Origin of the sequence: Neobacillus sp. SM06 (genome assembly GCF_050496765.1) — a bacterium.
In the GTDB taxonomy this organism is placed as follows: domain Bacteria; phylum Bacillota; class Bacilli; order Bacillales; family Cytobacillaceae; genus JAEVLT01.
The window spans coordinates 385,375-403,205 of sequence record NZ_JBNWEO010000013.1 but is presented as its reverse complement, the minus strand read 5'-3'; the positions used below and the strand labels follow the sequence as shown (position 1 = coordinate 403,205).

The window sequence follows — 17,831 nt, the reverse complement described above, 5'->3', positions numbered from 1 at the left end:
CTGATTGCAATTTTTGAGAATTTTTTTAAAAAGGGTGTTTAGCTTGGAAAATGTTTTTTGGCAAAAACAAGCGATTGATAAAAGCCTGCGGCAAAGGCTAAATGGCCACAAAAGTCTAGTCATTTGGTTTACGGGTTTATCAGGCTCGGGCAAGTCCACAATTGCCAATGCGCTTGAGTTGGAGCTTCACAACAGAGGGCTGAGAACCTTCCTGTTGGATGGCGATCATATTCGTCACGGTTTAAATTCGGACTTGGGGTTTTCCGAAACGGACCGAATTGAAAATATTCGCCGCATCGGCGAAGTCGCAAAGTTGTTTGTGGGAGCAGGGTGCATTGTGCTTGCCGCATTTATCTCACCATACCTTCGTGATCGGGAACGGGTTCGTTTTCTGTTTGCCGCAAATGAGTTTGTTGAAGTATATGTAAAATGCCCGCTTGCTGTCTGCGAACAACGTGACCCAAAGCAGTTGTATAAAAAAGCGCTAAACGGTGAAATTTCTAACTTTACGGGAATTTCCGCTCCGTATGAAGAACCGGAAAAGCCGGAAATGGTCATTGAAAGCGACCGCGAAACAGTCGAAGATGCGATTCGAAAAATAATCCGCTACTTGGAAGAAAGAAACTGTTTTACCATCTAAGCAAAAAACCGAACTGCCAGGCAGTTCGGTTTTTTGTGGTTCAAACAAGGGAAGAATTTTCCGACCTGTTGAATGCCGTCTCGAACACAAGAACGATTTTGTTTTCGATTCCAAAATACCATCTCTTCGCCTTCTTATTGTTTATCATGAGTACGATATTCATTCAAAAAAGTTGTGAATGGACAAGTATCTACCGAAATTCCCATTTTCTTTAAAAATGAAAAAATTGGCAGGGCATAAAATTTTTTTCTCAGTGGAAAATAAAAAAACTCACCGATTGGCAAAAACAGACCATCATCCAAATGATGATGCAAAGAAAATCGTATAAAAAATTGAGTGAATAGGCGGGAAGGAATGCTTATGAAAAATTTTTGCAAATCATTTTTATGGATCCTTTTAGTCATATCTGCAATCGGAGGATGCAGCCAAAATGGAAAAACGCAGGACAGCAAACTGGCGCTGTTAAAAACAACCAACCCTGCCCCAAAACAAATCATTAACAACAACCCTACTAAGGCTGGAACTGCTGCCAGGATTAAACATGACATCAGTTCATTTCCCGAAATTTATGACGTTGCAGTTGTTCAGGGGAAAAAAGATACGCTTGTCGCCTATAAGGTAAAGCATTTGCACAGATTCCGAATGAAAGCGATTGAAGCCAAAATGAACAAGCTTCTTGAAAAAAAATATCCGAACGAAAATTTCAGTGTCTCCAGCGACTATAAAATTTTTCTAGAAGCAGTGAGACTGAACGAACGAATGAAAAATCCCAAGTTTTCGAAAAAAGCAGCTGAAAAACAGCTTCAGTCCATTATCAAGCTCAAAGATGAAACGACATAAGGAGGAGAAGGACAATGGCGAATAATCAAAAAAACGTGACGCCAGAGCAGCAAAAATATCAACAGCTTCAGCAAAAGCATGAATTAAAACGGCCTATCTTAAAAAACTGCATTAAAGCTTTTTTTGTGGGCGGATTGATCTGTGTGATTGGCCAGGCGATCAGTTATTTTTATATTTACTATTTTAATTTTACGGAACAGACAGCTGGGAACCCGACTGTTGCGACAATGGTTTTTTTGTCGATGATTTTAACAGGATTTGGTATATATGACCGGATCGGCCAATTTGGCGGTGCTGGCAGTGCTGTGCCTGTTACAGGATTTGGAAATGCTGTTATCTCCGCTGCGATAGAGCATCGTACCGAAGGCTTTGTGCTCGGTGTCGGCGGCAATATGTTTAAATTAGCGGGATCCGTTATTCTTTTTGGGGTTTTTTCCGCATTTGTGGTCGTACTCGTGAAATCAGTTTTGGTCATATGGGGGGTTTTGTAATTGTTAAAAGGGCACCAATCTTGGGTTTTTCAAAACCGGCCAATCATCGCCGCAACTGGAGTTACCGGTGGACCTTTTGAAGCAAATGGAAACCTGGCCAACGATTTCGATATTTTGCACGAGGATTTATGGATGGGGATGGAATCCTATGAAAAAGCCCATCGTGTTTTACTGGAAGAAGCAATGCATACAGCATTACATAAAGCAAATATCCAAAAAGAGCAAGTCAAGTTTCTGCTTGCTGGCGATTTAATAAATCAAATAACGCCGACAAGCTTTGCAGCCAGAACCATGCAAACTCCGTATTTTGGCTTGTTTGGCGCCTGCTCTACCTCAATGGAAGGACTTGCACTTGCTGCGTTCATTGTAAACTATCAAGGGGCTGATTATGTTCTAACAGGTGCTTCCAGCCATAATGCAGCCGTAGAAAAGCAATTTCGCTATCCAACCGAATACGGCGGGCAAAAACCGCCTACAGCGCAATGGACCGTAACCGGAGCTGGAGTTGGACTTGTTTGTCAAAATGATGGTACGCAAAATCATCCATACATCACCTCGGCAACAATCGGCAAGGTAGTCGATATGGGGCTGTCTGATCCATTTAATATGGGTGGAGCGATGGCTCCGGCAGCTGCAGACACGATCATGGCTCATTTTCGCGATTTGCAGTTAGAACCTTCGTACTATGATTTAATTATAACCGGAGATTTAGGGAAAATTGGAATTGAAGCCGCTTTTGAACTAATTCAAAAAAGTGGTTTAAACATGGAACGGAGTCAATTTGATGACTGCGGGCTGCGAATTTATAAGGAAGACCAGCCTGTTCAATCCGGTGCGAGCGGAGCAGGGTGTTCGGCGACTGTTTTATACGGGCATCTTTTAAATCAAATGAAACAGGGGGAATACAAGCGCATTCTTGTAGTGGCAACCGGAGCACTATTGTCCCCATTAAGTTTTCAACAAAATGAAACGATACCTTGTATTGCACATGCTGTGGCGATTGAAATGAATGGAGAAAAGGGGTGAAGAACGTTGGGAGCAATGTTTTTCTGGGCATTTGTGGTCGGCGGGCTCATCTGTGTGATTGGCCAGTTATTGTTTGATGTTGCAAAGCTGACTCCTGGACATACGTTAAGCTTGCTCGTTGTCATTGGTGCGGTATTGGATGGCTTCGGCCTTTATGAACCACTTGTTGACTTTGCGGGTGCAGGTGCAACAATTCCCATAACAAGCTTTGGCAACTCCCTTGTTCATGGGGCACTCCAGGAAGTGCAGCAGCATGGCATTGTCGGGGTTTTAACCGGAATGTTTGAAGTAACAAGTTCAGGAATTTCCGCTGCAATCATTTTTGGATTTATCGGTGCCTTAATTTTTAAACCAAAGGGGTAATTTTTGGAAGTGTTTGCGTGTCTGATGCCGTAATAGAGCTGTTTAACGAAAATAAAACTTGCCCGGATCCTTGTTCAATAGTGGTCGCGCCTATACACTTTTTCGTGTTGTCTCATATCTTAATCATGAGATTAGATAAGTGAGGTGACAGTCTATGTGCTTCGGATGGGGCGGTTACGGCTACGGCGGCGGTTTCTATGGCGGTTCCACTTTTGTATTAATCGTCGTATTGTTTATCTTATTGATCATTGTCGGGGCAAGCTTTTATTGATAAATAAGAGCTTTGCAGCAAGGGTGGCTATATTTTAGCCACCCTTCACCTTTTCTGCCTTCCTTCATACAATAAAGTAGTTTATGAAGGAGCGTGAAAGTTCAAAATGGATAATGGATTTTTTAAGAATATTGAGAAAAAAACAGGCGTTAATATGAAAGACATCTTCGATTTGGCGAACTCATTGCAAAATGCCAATTTTAAAGACGAAAAAACAGTTCGCAGTGTGATTCGCCGTGTTTCGCAAATTGCCAACAAACCAGTCAACAAGGAATTAGAAGATAAAATTGTCCAATCAATCATCAATGACGGCAAGCAGCTCGACTTTAACACCATTGCCAATATGATGAACAAAAAATAAATCATAACCACCCTTTTTGCAGGGTGGTTATGATTTTATGAATGCAGGGGTGCAAGAAAGCGAGAGCGCTGTGCTTTTTTCCCGCGCCGCCTTTGTGGGATTGACAAATAAAGTTGATTTCTTGCCCGGGTTACTGCTACATAAAGGAGGCGGCGTTCTTCTTCCATTGCAGCCTGATCCGCGTTTCCAAGCGCAAAGTCATGGGGCAGGCTGCCATCAACCGCTCCGATTACGTAAACAGTCCCGTATTCCAATCCTTTTGCCCGGTGAATGGTGCTTAAGGTAATTTTATTGTTTAGATGCACTCCCATCTTCTTCACTTCTTTATTCATCGCAGCCATATGGCGCGCATGCTCCAAAAGTGCCTCAACCGTTGCAAAGTTTTTTGCCACTACCTTTAAATCCCTAACATCGTCTGAACCTTTTTCAAGTTGATTTGCTTCTGTTCCCCGCTTTTTTAAAAACTCTTGAAAGCCGATTTCTTTTTCAATTACTTCGATTGCTCCAAGCGGTTTGCATGTTTTTAGCGACCGGATCAGGGCCACTGCGTTTTTCAGCTTTTTTTCCTGAAAGGAGTGTCCGGTTTTCACCTGGCCGAGTGCTTCCAAACAACTGCAATCATGTAAAATACTTGTCGCTTTGATGTCTTTTAGCACCGCTTGTTTTAAAAACAATGGCGGCAAAATATCGGAAAGTGCCGCAGTATCGTCCTCATTGATGCTAATTTTTAAAAAAGCAAGCATACTTTTGACGATCCGTCTTTCATAAAAGGAATCGGCATCTTGATCAATCGCAAAAGGGAGATTGGAATTGGCCAACCGTTCAAAAATCGCCCGCGAAGCAGCATTTGTCCGAAAGAGAATCGCAAAATCGGACGGATTGGCACCATTTTCCATTTTCTCTTGTAAATCGGTGACAATCATTGTTGCCTCTTCCTCTTCATCATATGGAAAAAATACAATCGGATGCTGGGCCGATGAATATTGGGCAGCCATTTTCTTTGGCCTCCGGCTTTTATTGGAGGAAATAATCTGATTTGCGGCAACAACAATCTCATGGGTTGAACGGTAATTTTGATTCAAGGCGATAACTTCAGCATTCGGAAAATCCGTTTCAAACTCGAGCAAATAGCGCGGGTCACTGCCGCGAAACGAATAGATTGCTTGATCGTCGTCACCTACTGCGAATACATTTTTGTTTTTCGCGGAAAACAGTTTGATGAGTTCGTATTGTACTTTATTGATGTCCTGAAACTCATCAATTAAAAAATAGTGAAACCGATTTTGGTAGCGTTCGAGCAATTGCGGTGAAGAGGTGAAAAGCTGATAACAGCCGACAAGCATATCATCAAAGTCAAACAGATCCGTTTGCATTTTATAATCCTCATACTTTTGATACAAAAAGGATACATCTGATTCCCATTTTGACTCGGGATTGACCGCATTTGGAGCAATCAAGCTGTTTTTCCAAAAGCCAATTTGCTGCAATGCAAGATCGAAGGCAAATTCCTTTTCCGAGAGTCCGAGCTCTTTGCCGGCTTCCTTTAAAATGCGATCACGTTGCCAATCCTTTTTTAATAATTTCTCTCCAGACCATTTTTCTGGGGAATGGAATAAAAGAATCCGATAAAAAATACTATGAAATGTACCCGTGACGAGTTGATTGATTGTAGTGCTGTTCATGTTCGGATAGGAAAGCAATCGCCTTTTCATTTCCAGAGCCGCTTTCGAAGTAAAAGTGACAAGCATGATCGTTCGGGGATCGATTCGCTTCACATCAAGCATATAGGCCGTTCTGGCTGTGAGTACCCGAGTCTTTCCGCTGCCAGCACCCGCCAATACGAGCAGTGCTCCGTCTGTTTTAACAACTGCAGCGGCTTGATTTCGATCAAGCACAATCCCTTGTTTAGCTAATTTTTGCAAATAAGGTTCCCCTAAATTTTGAATGGATTGATTGGAAAAGCGGAAAGGGGAATCCGTTTGAATTCTTTTAGCGGGACGAAAAGGCTTACTGTTTTTCTTTTCGGCCGTAATGGCCCGTCCTTTTGGGAGCCGAAACCCATTTTGCTCGACATAGGCTGGAACCTCTTCTTTTACTTGGTTTTGCTCGGGCGACGGATCGGAGCATATTTTTTGAACAGAATACACATGAAAAAAATATGGTTCGCGATCGATGCCGAGATATAGGCGGACTGGTTGGCCGCAAGAGGAGCAAGAAAGCTCATCTCTTTTGCCGGCGTTGTATATTTTTTGAAACTTCTCCCGTTCCAACGTTTCAAGTTTAATAAGTTTATTTTCGTAAAGTGCCGTTTTCAATGTTTTCCCTCATTTGTTATTAAAAATAGGACAAATCTAATCATACCATAAAAAAGATGTTTCAATTTTTAAAAAAAGGGTAAAGGTAAATTGTAAACAAAAAGGGGTGTTTGCTAATGGGCTATATTTTGCCAATATCTTTTGAATCCTATCAGCAATACAGTCTCAGAGATATGAGGGAAGACATCAATCCGTTTCGGGCAGATCAAATTGGGCGCACCGGAAAAGCAAGCCTGTTTCAAACCAATACTCTTCCCGTTCATAAAACATCCTTAGAACTGAAAAAGAAGGTCGAACCAGTAAATGGATCAATAGATAAGATGTACGCGGAACTCACCGGAATCGGCCGGCGTTTTGATCGGAAAGTCTAATAAAAAAGCACACGGATTGCGTGTGCTTTTTGTGTATGACTTAGTTTAAAGTCTTTTTATCATCGTTTTATGAGGAATGCCGGCATCCATAAATTCATCGGAGACCACTTCGTAGCCGAGGCGCTCGTAGAAATGAATTGCGTGCGTTTGTGCATTTAATTTTAACTTCTCTAAGCCTTTTTCAGAAGCAAAATTTTCAATTCGGTTCATGATCTCTTTGCCAGCACCAGTGCCTCTTGCTTCTTTTAACACGCAAATGCGCTCGACTTTGCCGTAGCCGTCCACAATGCGAAACCGACCAGCAGCGATCGGTGCTTCTCCTTTGTATAGAACAAAATGGTGAGAGTCATCCTCATATTGGTCAATTTCTTCTTCAACAGGAACGTTTTGTTCCTCAACAAAAACGGTTTTCCGGACGAAAAAAGCGTCCTCTAATTGTTTTTTATTTGATACGATCGTGACAGTCACTGCTTATGCTTCCTTTCCAAGACGAAATGTTTCATAAACGGTCCAAGAACCATTTTCAAGCTGATAGAGCAAATGGAAACGGTCAATCTCTTCTTTATGCTCCACTTTCAACATTCTTAAAGAGCCATAAACATCAAAATGTTCATCATTTGATAGCTTTTGCCCAATGGTAATGTGGGGCACAAACGAATATTCTGAAGGATCTCCCGGGAATTCTTGACTGATTTTCGTGTGCAGCGCTTCCAATTCTGGCGTCGAGTTTACTTTAATGTAAATCACATTATTCACCGGCTGGAAGGAACTGATTTTTGTCGTCACCAGCAGAAAAGGTTCGATTTCCTTTGCTGATTGCCTTAGTTTATCGGCGATGGGTTTAATTTCCTCTTCCGAAGCCTCAAACGCACTTTTTAGCGTTACATGTGGAGGAATTAAGGCATAATGCGGATCATACCGTTTACGATAGGAATTAGCCAAATCTTGAAGCGATTTTGATGGAAAAATAACAACTCCAAATTTCATACAGTCAACCTCCAGATTTTTCGATTTTATTTAAAAAGGTACAAACGGCTTTAAAAAATTATCACCAATTTTCTGATTTTAGGAACAGCTTAACGTTAAGGGTGAATTTTGTCAAGGAAGCTAGTCACGTCTCATATCGACGCCAGTTCATGTGTTAAAACATCCCATTTATAGTGCGGTTCACCCCAGGCTTCCAAAACGTTTATATATGATTCCCAGCACCCTCTTCATAAAAATAAGAAAATGGCTTTGTGGAAAATCGTTAAAGTGGTAAATAGCTGTTGACAACCCTTTGAAATCATATTATAGTAATTACTGTCTTCAATAAAAATAGAAAACATCACGATCTGTTAGCTCAGCTGGGAGAGCATCACCTTGACAGGGTGGGGGTCGGGGGTTCGAGCCCCTCACAGGTCATCACTACAGAAAAGAAAGAAAAACGTCCTTGGCGAATAAGGGCGTTTTTCTTTTGTGAGAAGCCTGCATTTATATAGTTACTCAAAGGATAACGAAACTGAAAAACTTCAGGTAGAAGCTGATTGCAAATAAAGCTGCGGTATTCATTTTATCCCTCGTTTTGAAAAGTTAACAAAAAGGTCATAAAAATGCTAGAAAAGTAGATTGATTTTTTTGAACGAGTGAGCTTTAATAAAGTTGTTGATAGCCTCTCGTATTCTCCTAAATTCCCCGAAAGGATGGACCCACATGACAAAAGAATATCTTGATTTGAAAATGGATTTTATGTTTAAACAATTGTTTGGAGATCCACGCCGTAAGTCGATTACCATTGCCTTCTTGAATGATTTGCTTCACCGAAAAGAGAATGACCGAATTACAGATGTTGAATATGAAAATACCGAACTCATTAAAGAGGCCCTTGATGGAAAAACGAGCAGATTGGACGTACTTGTGCACACCTCCAATGGCGAAAGAATCAATATTGAGATTCAATTGTCCCATCAGCATGACATGCCAGAACGAGTGCTTTACTACTGGTCCAAGTTGTTTTCTGCATCCTTAGCAAGTGGTGAAGATTATCAACTGCTGCCCCCCACGATCATGATCAACATAGTAAATTACCCGCTTTTTCCTCACGAAACCGATAGCTTTCATACTGTTTTTCACATAAAAGAAGATACTGAACATTTTAGTTGGAGCCCCCATCTTGAATTCCATGCGATCGATCTGTCACAATTTATGGTAAAATGGAAAAAATACAAACGAGAAATGAAGCAGAATCCGCCGAAAGAATTACCGTGGTTGATGATGCTCTCAGCAGCCAATTATCAAAAGAAAGTCTTTGACGAAGAGATTTTTCAGGAATTGGAGGTCTTGGCAATGAATGAACAGGAAATTCGAGAAGCCCTAGTCGAGTGGGAAAATTTAAGCGCAAATAAGGAAAATAAGGAACTATACGAAGCCAGGCTGAAATTTTTGCGAGATCAATTATCGAACATACGAGGAGAACGCCGGGAAGGGATAAAAGAGGGAATTAAAAAAGGAATAAAACAAGGAATTGAACAGGGAATAAAACAAGGAATTGATCAAGGATTAGAACAGGGAAAAGAAAAAGAGAGAAAGGAAATCATTCAAAAAATGCTGCGAAAAGGGATGGATGTTAAAACGATCGCCAATATTCTTGATTGCAGCAGGGAAGAGGTTGAAAAATATCAAGGATAGATAAGTTTCTCTTAGCATGAAAATAACTTCGAGCATGTTTTGTAAAATAAGCTCACGAAATTCCCTATAGTTTGTTCATAGTAGGAGCCCAGTCACCATCAGCTGGGCTTTTAATTTTGACAATTTAACGATATTTTTTTGACGAAAATGGTAACAAAATTTATTTGTGACGCTGGTCACATATTTCTTGTTTTTTAAAGGATTACGATTTCCTTATAAAGGGAGGGAATTGTATGAAGAATAAAGATCTAATTGCTAAGTACGGATTGAAAGGAAATCCGAAAACAGGTTTGACAATGGCAACGTTTGGCTATTTTGTTGGGTTTGCGGCGGTATCCTTATTTGGAACAGTTGCAACAGAGTTAAACAAAGCGCTGGGGCTGTCAGGATTGTTGCTCGGATTTTTAGTTGGTGCCCCGCAGCTTTTGGGCTCACTGTTACGAATTCCTTTTGGGGCATGGGTCGACAAGGCCGGAGGGAAAAAACCAATGATTATCCTGTTATCGATTGGGATCGTTGGAATGATCGGTTTAACTTCAATTATTTACTCAGGGCAGCTCACAACGGAAAAATTCCCATGGGTCTTGTTTTTTGGATTATTAGGCGGCTGCGGTGTAGCTACATTTTCGGTAGGCGGGCCGCAATCCTCGTATTGGTTTCCAAAAAATAAACAAGGTTTGGCATTGGGAACATATGGCGGTTTAGGAAACACCGCCCCAGGAATATTCGGTATTATCCTTCCAATGATTCTAGCAGCATATGGATTGCCGGCTGCCTATACAATGTGGCTTGCGTTCCTTATTATTGGTACTTTGATCTATGCTTTCTTCACAAATGATGCTTATTACTTCCAGTTGAAAAAGAAAGGCTTTACAGATATTGAAGCACGCAAAGTTTCCAGCGAATTGGGTCAGGAGCTTTTCCCATCAGGGAATGTAGCAACAGCTTTAAAAACTTCAGCGAAAATTCCGGGGACTTGGGCATTGGTTGCATTATATTTTACATCATTCGGCGGATTTCTAGCATTGACATCATGGTTTCCTACGTATTGGGTTAAGTTTCATGGCATGAGTATCCGAACTGCAGGCCTTTTAATGGCACTTGGTTTTTCCCTTTTTGCTTCAATTATTCGTGTATATGGCGGACGCTTAAGCGACCGATTCGGCGGTGAAAGAATTGCAATTATGAGTTTTTCGTTTGTTCTCCTCGGATCTGTTATTTTAACATTTACTTCTTCTTTTGGCGTTGCGCTCGTCGGTGAAATTATAATGGGGGCTGGTATGGGGATTGCCAATGCGGCTGTTTTTAAACTTGTCCCAACATACGTCAGTAAAGCGCCTGGAGGAGCAAGTGGATGGGTTGGTGGTTTAGGTGCGTTTGGCGGATTCGTCGTTCCACCGTTATTAGGGAAATTTACGGATGTATATGGAATTAGCGGATATGCCAAAGGATTTGTCATTTATATCATCCTTGCAGTCATTTCAATCTTTATCTCTTATTTCTTAATGAAAAAATATAGCAATCAAAACCAAAACATCGACCACACAAGAAAATCAGCCTAAAAGAAAAAAGAAAAGCCCGCTGGATATTTCAGCGGGCCTTTCTTTAATAGTTTATCAAACTTTGAACTTATGCAATTCCTGCTGTAGATGATCGGCTAATGAGGCTAATTCTTGGGACGAGGACGATATTTCCTGCATGGACGCGAGTTGCTCTTCGGTTGCTGCGGAAGATTCTTGTCCATTTGCCGCATTTTCTTGAGCTGCACTTTTTACTGTCTCTATTTCCTGTTCGACATTTTTGCTGGCTCCTGCGATTTGCTCAACAGACGCTGTTACGTTCACCACCATATCCCTGACATCGGCAATCGCATCCTCAATTGTCTTAAATGAAATATTTACTTTTCTGGAAGTTTCGATTCCACTTGCAACCTTCACGAGGCTTTCTTCAATTGAATTGACTGCCCTTGTTGTTTCCTGTTGTACCTCTTGGATCATCTTTGTTATTTCTTTTGCCGAACTTCCTGATTGTTCCGCTAACTTTCTCACTTCTTCGGCTACTACGGCAAAACCTTTTCCTTGTTCTCCTGCTCTTGCCGCTTCAATTGCAGCGTTTAAAGCAAGAAGATTCGTCTGGTCAGAAATAGCTGTAATGATACTCACAATGTTATTAATGATTTTTGATTTATCATCTAGAGATTGGATAATTTCATTTAGTGTTTTAATTGAATTGTCGATATCCTTCATCTGAATGACAATTTCTTGAACACTTTCTTCACCAATCGTTGTAAGTTGCGTAGTCTCCCTCGTTTTGACCGACATGTACTCACTGTTTTGTTTGATTTGCTCGATTCCTGTAGACATGCCATGGATGACTACTGAAACTTCATCGACGCTATTCAGTTGTTTAGCGATTTTATCAGCAGAATTTTGCGAGATGGCCGCCACTTGCTCTGCGGATTGTGAACTCATTTCAGCACTTGCATTCAGCTGTTGGGAAGAAGAAGCCAGCTGCAAGGTGGTTTGCTGGATATTGGAAATCAATACCTTCAGGTTTTCGACCATTTGATGAAAAGATTTTACGAGAATTCCGACTTCATCGTTGCGATTTATGTAAAGATTTTCACCAGTCAAATCCCCTTTTGCCACTTGATTTGCTACAGCAGACAATTTTTTTAGCGGATTGGCAATCTGAAAATAGAAAATCCACCAGCCTGCAATACTAAAAAGGATAATAATTAAATTTGAAATGAGTAAGCGAAATTTAACATCTTTCACTTTTTGCCGAGAAAAATCTCCGTAAAGCAATACTGCTTTGTTCATTTCCGACAAGAGTTGTTCATTTGTTGTAACAATATCGTTAAGCGCACGGCCCGATGGATCATTCCTTTTCTCGATTTTCTGAACATTTGCCTTAAAAGGCTGCCACAACTGGTCTACTTTCTGCAATTGCTGCAACGTCTCTTCGGAAGACATTGCGGGTACCTCAAGCTTTTTGTTCCCGTTCATAAGCGCCTGTAATAGTTGCTCAAATTCTTTTCTCGTTGCCGTCAAATTTTGAACGTCTTTATTCGAAGATGTTTGCTTAGTTGCTAAAATCAATGATTCCTTGCTCATTTTTTGAATCAACATCCGCTCTCTGCCGGCCAGGTTGATAATCTGGGCATCTTCTTCCTGATCGGATAGAAAACTGTTGATAATCAAATAGCTTGCAATACTAATCAATGACATTATCAAAAAAAATAGAGCGATTTTCACGGTGATTTTCATGTTGCTTCCTGCCTTAAACATTCATTTTCCCCCTAGAGTTTTTGTTTCATTCTATCAACTAAACAAATCCCATTCTTTGAAAAATATCACAGTTTGAATGGTGAATAGTATGGTGCTACAAGAAGTCAAGACAGTTTTTTTGAAAAATTAAGGTGTATACAAGATTAAATTACTTAGATATTTCTATAATACAAGGGTCTTGATCTCCTCTTCCTGTATGGAAATTGAGGGGAATAGCGCCAATTAGATATTGTCCACAGGTGGAGGACATAGTATAAGCGAAGGCGTGGGAGAAATGGTTTCCTCCTACACCCAAGATCACCCCAAAGCGCTGAAATGTTGGTAAAATTTCATCCTCTTCATAAAAGATTGGTTCGTTAGAACGAATCTTTTATGAAGAGGGCAGCAAGCGAAGCGCGGTAGGATTTTTTAAGTTTAGATATAAATATAAGACAACTTTCTTGACGAACACCGCTACTGTTATTCACATGTGGATAACAGTACAACATCCCGGTTATACACAGCAGCTGGTGTATGGTTATCCAATGACTGGTGTGGTAAGTAGTGGTTGTGTAGATGGATATAGCGTTCCACACCTTGCCTCGTTTCTCGCGGGCTAGTATAGTCGTTGATATAAATCTCATTGTACTTCAGGCTACGCCAGAACCGTTCTATAACGATGTTGTCCTTTGCACGGCCTTTGCCATCCATGCTGATGCGGATTTCGTTCTCCTTTAGCAAATCTGTGTACTGTGGGCTGGTAAAGTGGCTCCCTTGATCACTGTTAATAATGGCGGGTTTGCGTTTGGCTAGCGCCCTTCTCATAGTCTCTAATACGAACCCGATTTCAAGGCTTTGATCCAATTGCCAATCCACAATGAAGCGAGAATACCAATCCATGATGGCGTAGAGGTACATCCAGCCTTGCTTCATCCGGATATACGTGATATCCACACTCCAAACCTGGTCGGGCTGAGTAATGTTTAGCCCTCGAAGTAGGTAGGGGTAGATCCGGTGCTGGAGATCCCGTTTGCTAAGGTTCGGACCGGGATAGATAGCCATAATACCCATCTCTCGCATGTACTTTCTTACTGTATTTTCGTGAATAAGATCCCCTTCTCGATTCATAATGGCAGCTATCTTTCGATAGCCCAGAAAAGAATGCTTTGTGTATAGCTCATCAATCCGGTGCTTGAGGCGAATTTCCTCCGGAGAGGGAGGGACCGGCTTATAGTAAAGACTGGTGCGGTTTAGATTAAGTAAATCCGCTTGTACGAGGATGGAGTGTTCGGAGCAATCCCATTCTATGAGATCAATACGCTCTTCACGAGTAAAGTTAGAGGCCAGATTTTTTTTTAAGCCACGACAATTGGGTGGTTAACTTACCAACCTCGGCGTAGAGTTCATTGATTTGTTGTTCATATTCTTTTTTCATTTTGGTGATACCTTTACGATCATCAACAAACAGCTGTGAGAGGTTTTGTACCACCTCGGATTTCCACCGGTTGAGGACATTGGTATGGATCCCATGCTCAGAAGCGAGCTGTGAAACTGACTTTTCTTCCTTTAGGATTTCCAGTACAATTTGCGCTTTTTCTTCTGGGTTAAACTTTCTTCGAGTGGTTGACATACAACTAAGAAACTCCTTTTTTATTGTCTAGTTTATATGTAGCATTATATAGTGGCTCGTTTTTAAATGTTAAAAAATTATTCATAAATTAAAAGCCAATGAGCATTGGAATTTTTGTATTATGATAATGTTCATGAAATAGTAAAAACTGTTTGCAATTTCTGTGACCTGCATCACAACATCCATTACCGGAAAAATAGAAGATGAAAGTAGGAAAAATCAGAAACGGGAAGATAGGCAAGGCGGAAGAAGGCTAAACATGAATAGAAAAGAGCGGATTATGAACAAAGATTTGCTGCTGTTTCTGTTGAAAAATGGGATGATTGCGATGTTGGTTTCATTCGTAATCGTTCTTTCAATCATGTCCATGCTTCAAGTGGATATTCATTATCAGAATGCGCTGCCAATCTTTTTTTTCGTGTTAATGATTATCACAGTTTTTTTCATGATCATTTATGTTCAGGAGAAGAAAATTAGATCCCACCAAGAACAATTGCTTGCCGTCATTAAGAATAGCAGTCAAAGCATACTGATTCTCGATCAAGAAAAAAATATTGTCAGTATAAATAAAACAGGAAGAAAATTCCTTGGAATTGAGTCGACTGACATTACCAATTTCTGTGATATTTGTTCCACTTATCGGGGCGTAGATAAAATTTGCGATTCCTCAAACTGTTTATTATACAATGTTCAAGAAAACCCGACGGAAATTTTGCTAAAAAGTAAAAATAGCTGCTTAATTCCTGTTTTAGCTACCATATCGAATTACACAACGTTAACCGGGGAGAAAGGCATTGTTGTGGGCTTGCAAAAGGTGAGTGAAAAACGAAAGGCAGAGCATGAAAAAATTGAAAAAATGATTACCCACTCTATCTTTCAAGCTCAAGAGAAAGAGAGAAAGCTTATTTCCAGAGAGCTTCACGACGGGATTGGCCAATCCTTGTTCGGCATCTTGTTGCAAACGGATATTGTTAAGTCGGTTCTTCAAAATGAAAAGGATATGGAAAAACATCTCGGCATGCTTCAGCAAATGGTAAAACAAACGATTGAAGACGTTCGCAATCTTTCTTCGGAATTGAGACCCTCAACTCTCGATGATCATGGTCTTATTGCAACGCTAAAAAACTTTATTCGCGATTTTGGCAAACGGTTCGGAATTCAAATAAATTTTACCTATATTGGCGAAAATGAGCGGCTTCCGGCGGCAATTGAAACCGCTCTTTACCGAATCGCACAAGAGGCGCTAATCAATGCGGCAAAATATGCAGGGGCGGAAAGAATTGATATTGTGGTCAATAAGCTTGAACACTATGTATCCCTGTCAATAACAGATTTTGGGAAAGGCTTTGAACTGAATCCCTCCAATCGGAACGGAGTTGGTTTGTATAGTATGGAAGAAAGAGCTTCCATATTAGGCGGATCTTTTCAGATTCAATCGGAAATTGGAAAGGGGACGCAGATTCAGGTGACAATTCCAATTTTATCAAGGTGATGATAATGAGCAAAATTCGAATTTTTTTGGTTGATGACCATGCAGTTGTCCGGGATGGGCTGCAAATGCTGCTGAATGCCCAAAAGGATATGATCGTGATTGGTGAAGCAGCTGAAGGAAATGAAGCATTGTTGAAGATCCCGCAAACCAATCCGGATGTCGTCATTATGGATTTAAGCATGCCAAACGGAAGAGATGGACTGCCGACAACGAGTGAAATTATTCAAAACTATCCTCATATAAAAGTTCTCATACTGTCCATGCATGATGACCAGCAATCATTATTTAGAGCATTGAAAGCGGGTGCATCTGGCTTTTTGTTAAAGTCCTCGCTCGGTCAGGAACTGATTGACGCCATCAGACAGGTGTATTCCGGCCAGGCTTATCTTCATCCAACTGCTCAGAAAAAAGTAATTGAACATGTTTTCCATGATTCCGGCGAAGAATACGATGATTCCTTTGATCTTCTTTCGGAACGGGAAAAGGAAATATTCAGTCTTGTCGCAAAAGGGTATACAAATAAAGAAATTGGGGAACTGCTGAACATCAGCCCGAGAACTGTCGAAACCCATAAAGCCAAAACGATGGAAAAATTAAATCTTTCAACAAGAAGAGACTTGGTTCAATTTGCACTAAAAAGAGGCCTCTTGGACAATTAGGTGATAATGATGGGAAAAATAACATTAAAAGATTTATTAACTTTAAAACTTAATTCAGTTGTTGCTGGAATAAAGGCGGATTTCTCAGCTTTAGCATTCTATGATCCGATTAATATGGAGTTTCGCTGGAAGCTGGCAATCGGTTCTCTTAATAATCGCTACATCGGTATTGTTGTCAGAAGTGGAAAGGGGATTTGCGGCCGGGTATTAAAAACGAAAAGAGAGTTTTTGATCACGGAGTTTCCTGAAGAACTTGAAGATGAATTTCTCGAATTTCCGATTCTAATTGCTGAAGAATTGAAATCAGCAGTGGCTGTTCCACTCTTTTTTCAAACACAACTAATTGGTGTCCTGCTGATTGGCCAGCGAACGAAAAGGAAATTTTCCAATGAGGAAATTAACTATTTAAAGAAACTCTCTGATGAAATTGTTCTTTCTTACACGCAGGGAAGAAAGGGAGAGCCCCAAAATGATGAAAAAAAAGAAATCAAAAAGGCATTCCTATCCCAATACTTTGTCCAAAAGAAACTCATCTGGGGAGACAAATTAGACATTATCTTGCTTGATCAGCGGATTACCTTGCTTTCAGAAAACGCTCAGCAAAAACTAATTTCCATATTTGATTTTTTGCTTGATCATGCATTTATACAAAAGTCGCAACAAAAGGTGAACGTACTAATCGAATTGCGATCCGAGCATCAATTTTCAGTTCAAATCGAAACGGAAAAGCAAATGAAATTATCCGAAAAAGCATTCTCCCGGCTTGCCGATGAAGTAAGGATGTTAAACGGAAACATTGATATAAATTTTAAAAATGAAAAAACGATCTTAACAATGAACTTCTTTCTCAGTTTATTGATTGAAGACGAGTTATAACGAAGTTTGCGCCTTTTTGAAAAAGGCGTTTTTTAGCTAATCACCAGAATTTATATCCATAAATTCTGAACGCACGATGGGCAGGATAAGGAATTCTTCGGCAGCTTACTCATCGCACGAAGGAAAAGCGACAGCTTTTTCGAGGATGCCCTAGTCAGGCGAAAGGCACAGGACGTGCCGTTTTGAGCGTGAAAAGGGCAACTACGCCTCCTATTTTTCAAGGTAAACCGGTCACTAGTAGCTTTCCTAATGCCCGCTTCTCCTATTTTTCGGGGTAAACCGGTCACTAGTGGCTTTTCTAATGCCTGCTCCGCCTATTTTTCAAGGTAAGCCGGTCATTACTGGCTTTTCTAATGCCCGCTCCGCCTATTTTTCAAGGTAAGCCGGTCATTACTGGCTTTCCTAATGCCCGCTCCGCCTATTTTTCGAGGTAAATCGGTCATTACTGTCTTTCCTAATGCCCGCTCCTCCTACTTTTTAGTGCAAACCGGTCACTAGTGGCTCACCCGCACGCCCCCCCCCCGGAAAGTGTGCACCTGGAGCGGAAATCAATAGACTAG

Annotated in this window: 18 protein-coding genes and 1 tRNA gene; 14 read left to right on the top strand and 5 right to left on the bottom strand. The window is 40.8% G+C overall.

Annotated features, from left to right (window positions below):
• The first annotated feature begins 43 nt into the window (after nucleotides 1-43).
• The 7 genes from cysC to ACQYAD_RS07005 all read left to right on the top strand — a co-directional run bounded on the left by cysC (nucleotide 44) and on the right by ACQYAD_RS07005 (nucleotide 3,992).
• Complete coding sequence (cysC, locus tag ACQYAD_RS07035) at nucleotides 44-640, top strand: adenylyl-sulfate kinase (protein ID WP_430236659.1); 597 nt, start codon at nucleotides 44-46, stop codon at nucleotides 638-640.
• A 354-nt stretch (nucleotides 641-994) separates the two neighbouring features.
• Complete coding sequence (locus tag ACQYAD_RS07030) at nucleotides 995-1,480, top strand: sporulation protein (RefSeq protein ID WP_430236658.1); 486 nt, start codon at nucleotides 995-997, stop codon at nucleotides 1,478-1,480.
• 14 nt (nucleotides 1,481-1,494) lie between these two features.
• Nucleotides 1,495-1,971 (top strand): stage V sporulation protein AC, encoded by a 477-nt coding sequence (gene spoVAC, locus ACQYAD_RS07025; protein WP_430236657.1) that lies wholly within the window; start codon nucleotides 1,495-1,497, stop codon nucleotides 1,969-1,971.
• Nucleotides 1,972-2,997 (top strand): stage V sporulation protein AD, encoded by a 1,026-nt coding sequence (spoVAD, locus tag ACQYAD_RS07020; protein ID WP_430236656.1) that lies wholly within the window; start codon nucleotides 1,972-1,974, stop codon nucleotides 2,995-2,997.
• Between the two features lie 6 nt (nucleotides 2,998-3,003).
• A complete protein-coding gene (gene spoVAE, locus ACQYAD_RS07015) occupies nucleotides 3,004-3,360 on the top strand; it encodes a stage V sporulation protein AE (RefSeq protein ID WP_430236654.1) in 357 nt (118 codons plus the stop codon).
• Nucleotides 3,361-3,514: 154 nt separating this feature from the next.
• On the top strand, nucleotides 3,515-3,631 hold the full coding sequence (locus tag ACQYAD_RS07010) for a YjcZ family sporulation protein (RefSeq protein WP_430236653.1): 117 nt from the start codon (nucleotides 3,515-3,517) through the stop codon (nucleotides 3,629-3,631).
• A 106-nt stretch (nucleotides 3,632-3,737) separates the two neighbouring features.
• Nucleotides 3,738-3,992: a stage VI sporulation protein F gene (locus tag ACQYAD_RS07005; RefSeq protein ID WP_430236652.1), complete on the top strand. Its 255-nt coding sequence runs from the start codon at nucleotides 3,738-3,740 to the stop codon at nucleotides 3,990-3,992.
• 35 nt (nucleotides 3,993-4,027) lie between these two features.
• Here ACQYAD_RS07005 and ACQYAD_RS07000 read toward each other — a convergent pair whose 3' ends face one another.
• Nucleotides 4,028-6,307, bottom strand: coding sequence for a UvrD-helicase domain-containing protein (locus ACQYAD_RS07000; protein ID WP_430236651.1), 2,280 nt, complete (start codon nucleotides 6,305-6,307; stop codon nucleotides 4,028-4,030).
• Nucleotides 6,308-6,423: 116 nt separating this feature from the next.
• Between ACQYAD_RS07000 and ACQYAD_RS06995 the strand changes: the two genes are divergently transcribed.
• The gene (locus ACQYAD_RS06995) at nucleotides 6,424-6,678 is read left to right on the top strand and encodes a hypothetical protein (protein WP_430236649.1); all 255 of its coding nucleotides are present in this window, start codon (nucleotides 6,424-6,426) and stop codon (nucleotides 6,676-6,678) included.
• A 45-nt stretch (nucleotides 6,679-6,723) separates the two neighbouring features.
• On the opposite strand, the gene ACQYAD_RS06990 is transcribed toward ACQYAD_RS06995, so the two are convergent.
• Nucleotides 6,724-7,146, bottom strand: a complete 423-nt coding sequence (locus ACQYAD_RS06990) for a GNAT family N-acetyltransferase (protein ID WP_430236647.1) — start codon at nucleotides 7,144-7,146, stop codon at nucleotides 6,724-6,726.
• Nucleotides 7,147-7,149: 3 nt separating this feature from the next.
• Complete coding sequence (locus ACQYAD_RS06985) at nucleotides 7,150-7,665, bottom strand: YjcG family protein (RefSeq protein WP_430236646.1); 516 nt, start codon at nucleotides 7,663-7,665, stop codon at nucleotides 7,150-7,152.
• Between the two features lie 344 nt (nucleotides 7,666-8,009).
• Between ACQYAD_RS06985 and ACQYAD_RS06980 the strand changes: the two genes are divergently transcribed.
• From ACQYAD_RS06980 to ACQYAD_RS06970, 3 genes are all read left to right on the top strand, one after another.
• Nucleotides 8,010-8,082: transfer RNA gene (locus ACQYAD_RS06980), tRNA-Val, on the top strand.
• A 288-nt stretch (nucleotides 8,083-8,370) separates the two neighbouring features.
• On the top strand, nucleotides 8,371-9,345 hold the full coding sequence (locus ACQYAD_RS06975) for an Rpn family recombination-promoting nuclease/putative transposase (protein WP_430236645.1): 975 nt from the start codon (nucleotides 8,371-8,373) through the stop codon (nucleotides 9,343-9,345).
• Between the two features lie 233 nt (nucleotides 9,346-9,578).
• Nucleotides 9,579-10,907, top strand: coding sequence for an MFS transporter (locus tag ACQYAD_RS06970; protein WP_430236644.1), 1,329 nt, complete (start codon nucleotides 9,579-9,581; stop codon nucleotides 10,905-10,907).
• Nucleotides 10,908-10,961: 54 nt separating this feature from the next.
• On the opposite strand, the gene ACQYAD_RS06965 is transcribed toward ACQYAD_RS06970, so the two are convergent.
• Both ACQYAD_RS06965 and ACQYAD_RS06960 read right to left on the bottom strand, forming a co-directional pair.
• Nucleotides 10,962-12,635, bottom strand: a complete 1,674-nt coding sequence (locus ACQYAD_RS06965) for a methyl-accepting chemotaxis protein (protein ID WP_430236642.1) — start codon at nucleotides 12,633-12,635, stop codon at nucleotides 10,962-10,964.
• A gap of 459 nt (nucleotides 12,636-13,094) precedes the next feature.
• A protein-coding gene (locus ACQYAD_RS06960; protein ID WP_430234555.1) for an IS3 family transposase occupies nucleotides 13,095-14,244 on the bottom strand; the annotation gives its coding sequence in 2 pieces (ribosomal slippage) (nucleotides 13,095-13,971 and nucleotides 13,970-14,244; 1,152 coding nt in all).
• A 259-nt stretch (nucleotides 14,245-14,503) separates the two neighbouring features.
• Here ACQYAD_RS06960 and ACQYAD_RS06955 point away from each other — a divergent pair.
• From ACQYAD_RS06955 to ACQYAD_RS06945, 3 genes are read left to right on the top strand one after another with little or no spacing between them, the layout of a single operon-like run.
• Nucleotides 14,504-15,736 (top strand): histidine kinase, encoded by a 1,233-nt coding sequence (locus ACQYAD_RS06955; RefSeq protein WP_430236641.1) that lies wholly within the window; start codon nucleotides 14,504-14,506, stop codon nucleotides 15,734-15,736.
• 5 nt (nucleotides 15,737-15,741) lie between these two features.
• Nucleotides 15,742-16,395 carry a response regulator gene (locus tag ACQYAD_RS06950; protein ID WP_430236640.1) on the top strand — a complete coding sequence of 218 codons (654 nt, stop codon included), beginning with the start codon at nucleotides 15,742-15,744 and terminating at the stop codon, nucleotides 16,393-16,395.
• 9 nt (nucleotides 16,396-16,404) lie between these two features.
• Nucleotides 16,405-17,271: a GAF domain-containing protein gene (locus ACQYAD_RS06945; protein WP_430236639.1), complete on the top strand. Its 867-nt coding sequence runs from the start codon at nucleotides 16,405-16,407 to the stop codon at nucleotides 17,269-17,271.
• The last annotated feature ends 560 nt before the right edge of the window (nucleotides 17,272-17,831 follow it).

Excerpts from the sequence above, each read along its gene's own strand:
- ACQYAD_RS07030 (WP_430236658.1), top strand. The coding sequence starts at position 995 with ATGCTTATGAAAAATTTTTGCAAATCATTTTTATGGATCCTTTTAGTC.
- spoVAC (WP_430236657.1), top strand. The coding sequence starts at position 1,495 with ATGGCGAATAATCAAAAAAACGTGACGCCAGAGCAGCAAAAATATCAA.
- ACQYAD_RS07010 (WP_430236653.1), top strand. The coding sequence starts at position 3,515 with ATGTGCTTCGGATGGGGCGGTTACGGCTACGGCGGCGGTTTCTATGGC.
- ACQYAD_RS07005 (WP_430236652.1), top strand. The coding sequence starts at position 3,738 with ATGGATAATGGATTTTTTAAGAATATTGAGAAAAAAACAGGCGTTAAT.
- ACQYAD_RS06995 (WP_430236649.1), top strand. The coding sequence starts at position 6,424 with ATGGGCTATATTTTGCCAATATCTTTTGAATCCTATCAGCAATACAGT.
- ACQYAD_RS06985 (WP_430236646.1), bottom strand. The coding sequence starts at position 7,665 with ATGAAATTTGGAGTTGTTATTTTTCCATCAAAATCGCTTCAAGATTTG.
- ACQYAD_RS06975 (WP_430236645.1), top strand. The coding sequence starts at position 8,371 with ATGACAAAAGAATATCTTGATTTGAAAATGGATTTTATGTTTAAACAA.
- ACQYAD_RS06970 (WP_430236644.1), top strand. The coding sequence starts at position 9,579 with ATGAAGAATAAAGATCTAATTGCTAAGTACGGATTGAAAGGAAATCCG.
- ACQYAD_RS06965 (WP_430236642.1), bottom strand. The coding sequence starts at position 12,635 with ATGTTTAAGGCAGGAAGCAACATGAAAATCACCGTGAAAATCGCTCTA.
- ACQYAD_RS06955 (WP_430236641.1), top strand. The coding sequence starts at position 14,504 with ATGAATAGAAAAGAGCGGATTATGAACAAAGATTTGCTGCTGTTTCTG.
- ACQYAD_RS06950 (WP_430236640.1), top strand. The coding sequence starts at position 15,742 with ATGAGCAAAATTCGAATTTTTTTGGTTGATGACCATGCAGTTGTCCGG.
- ACQYAD_RS06945 (WP_430236639.1), top strand. The coding sequence starts at position 16,405 with ATGGGAAAAATAACATTAAAAGATTTATTAACTTTAAAACTTAATTCA.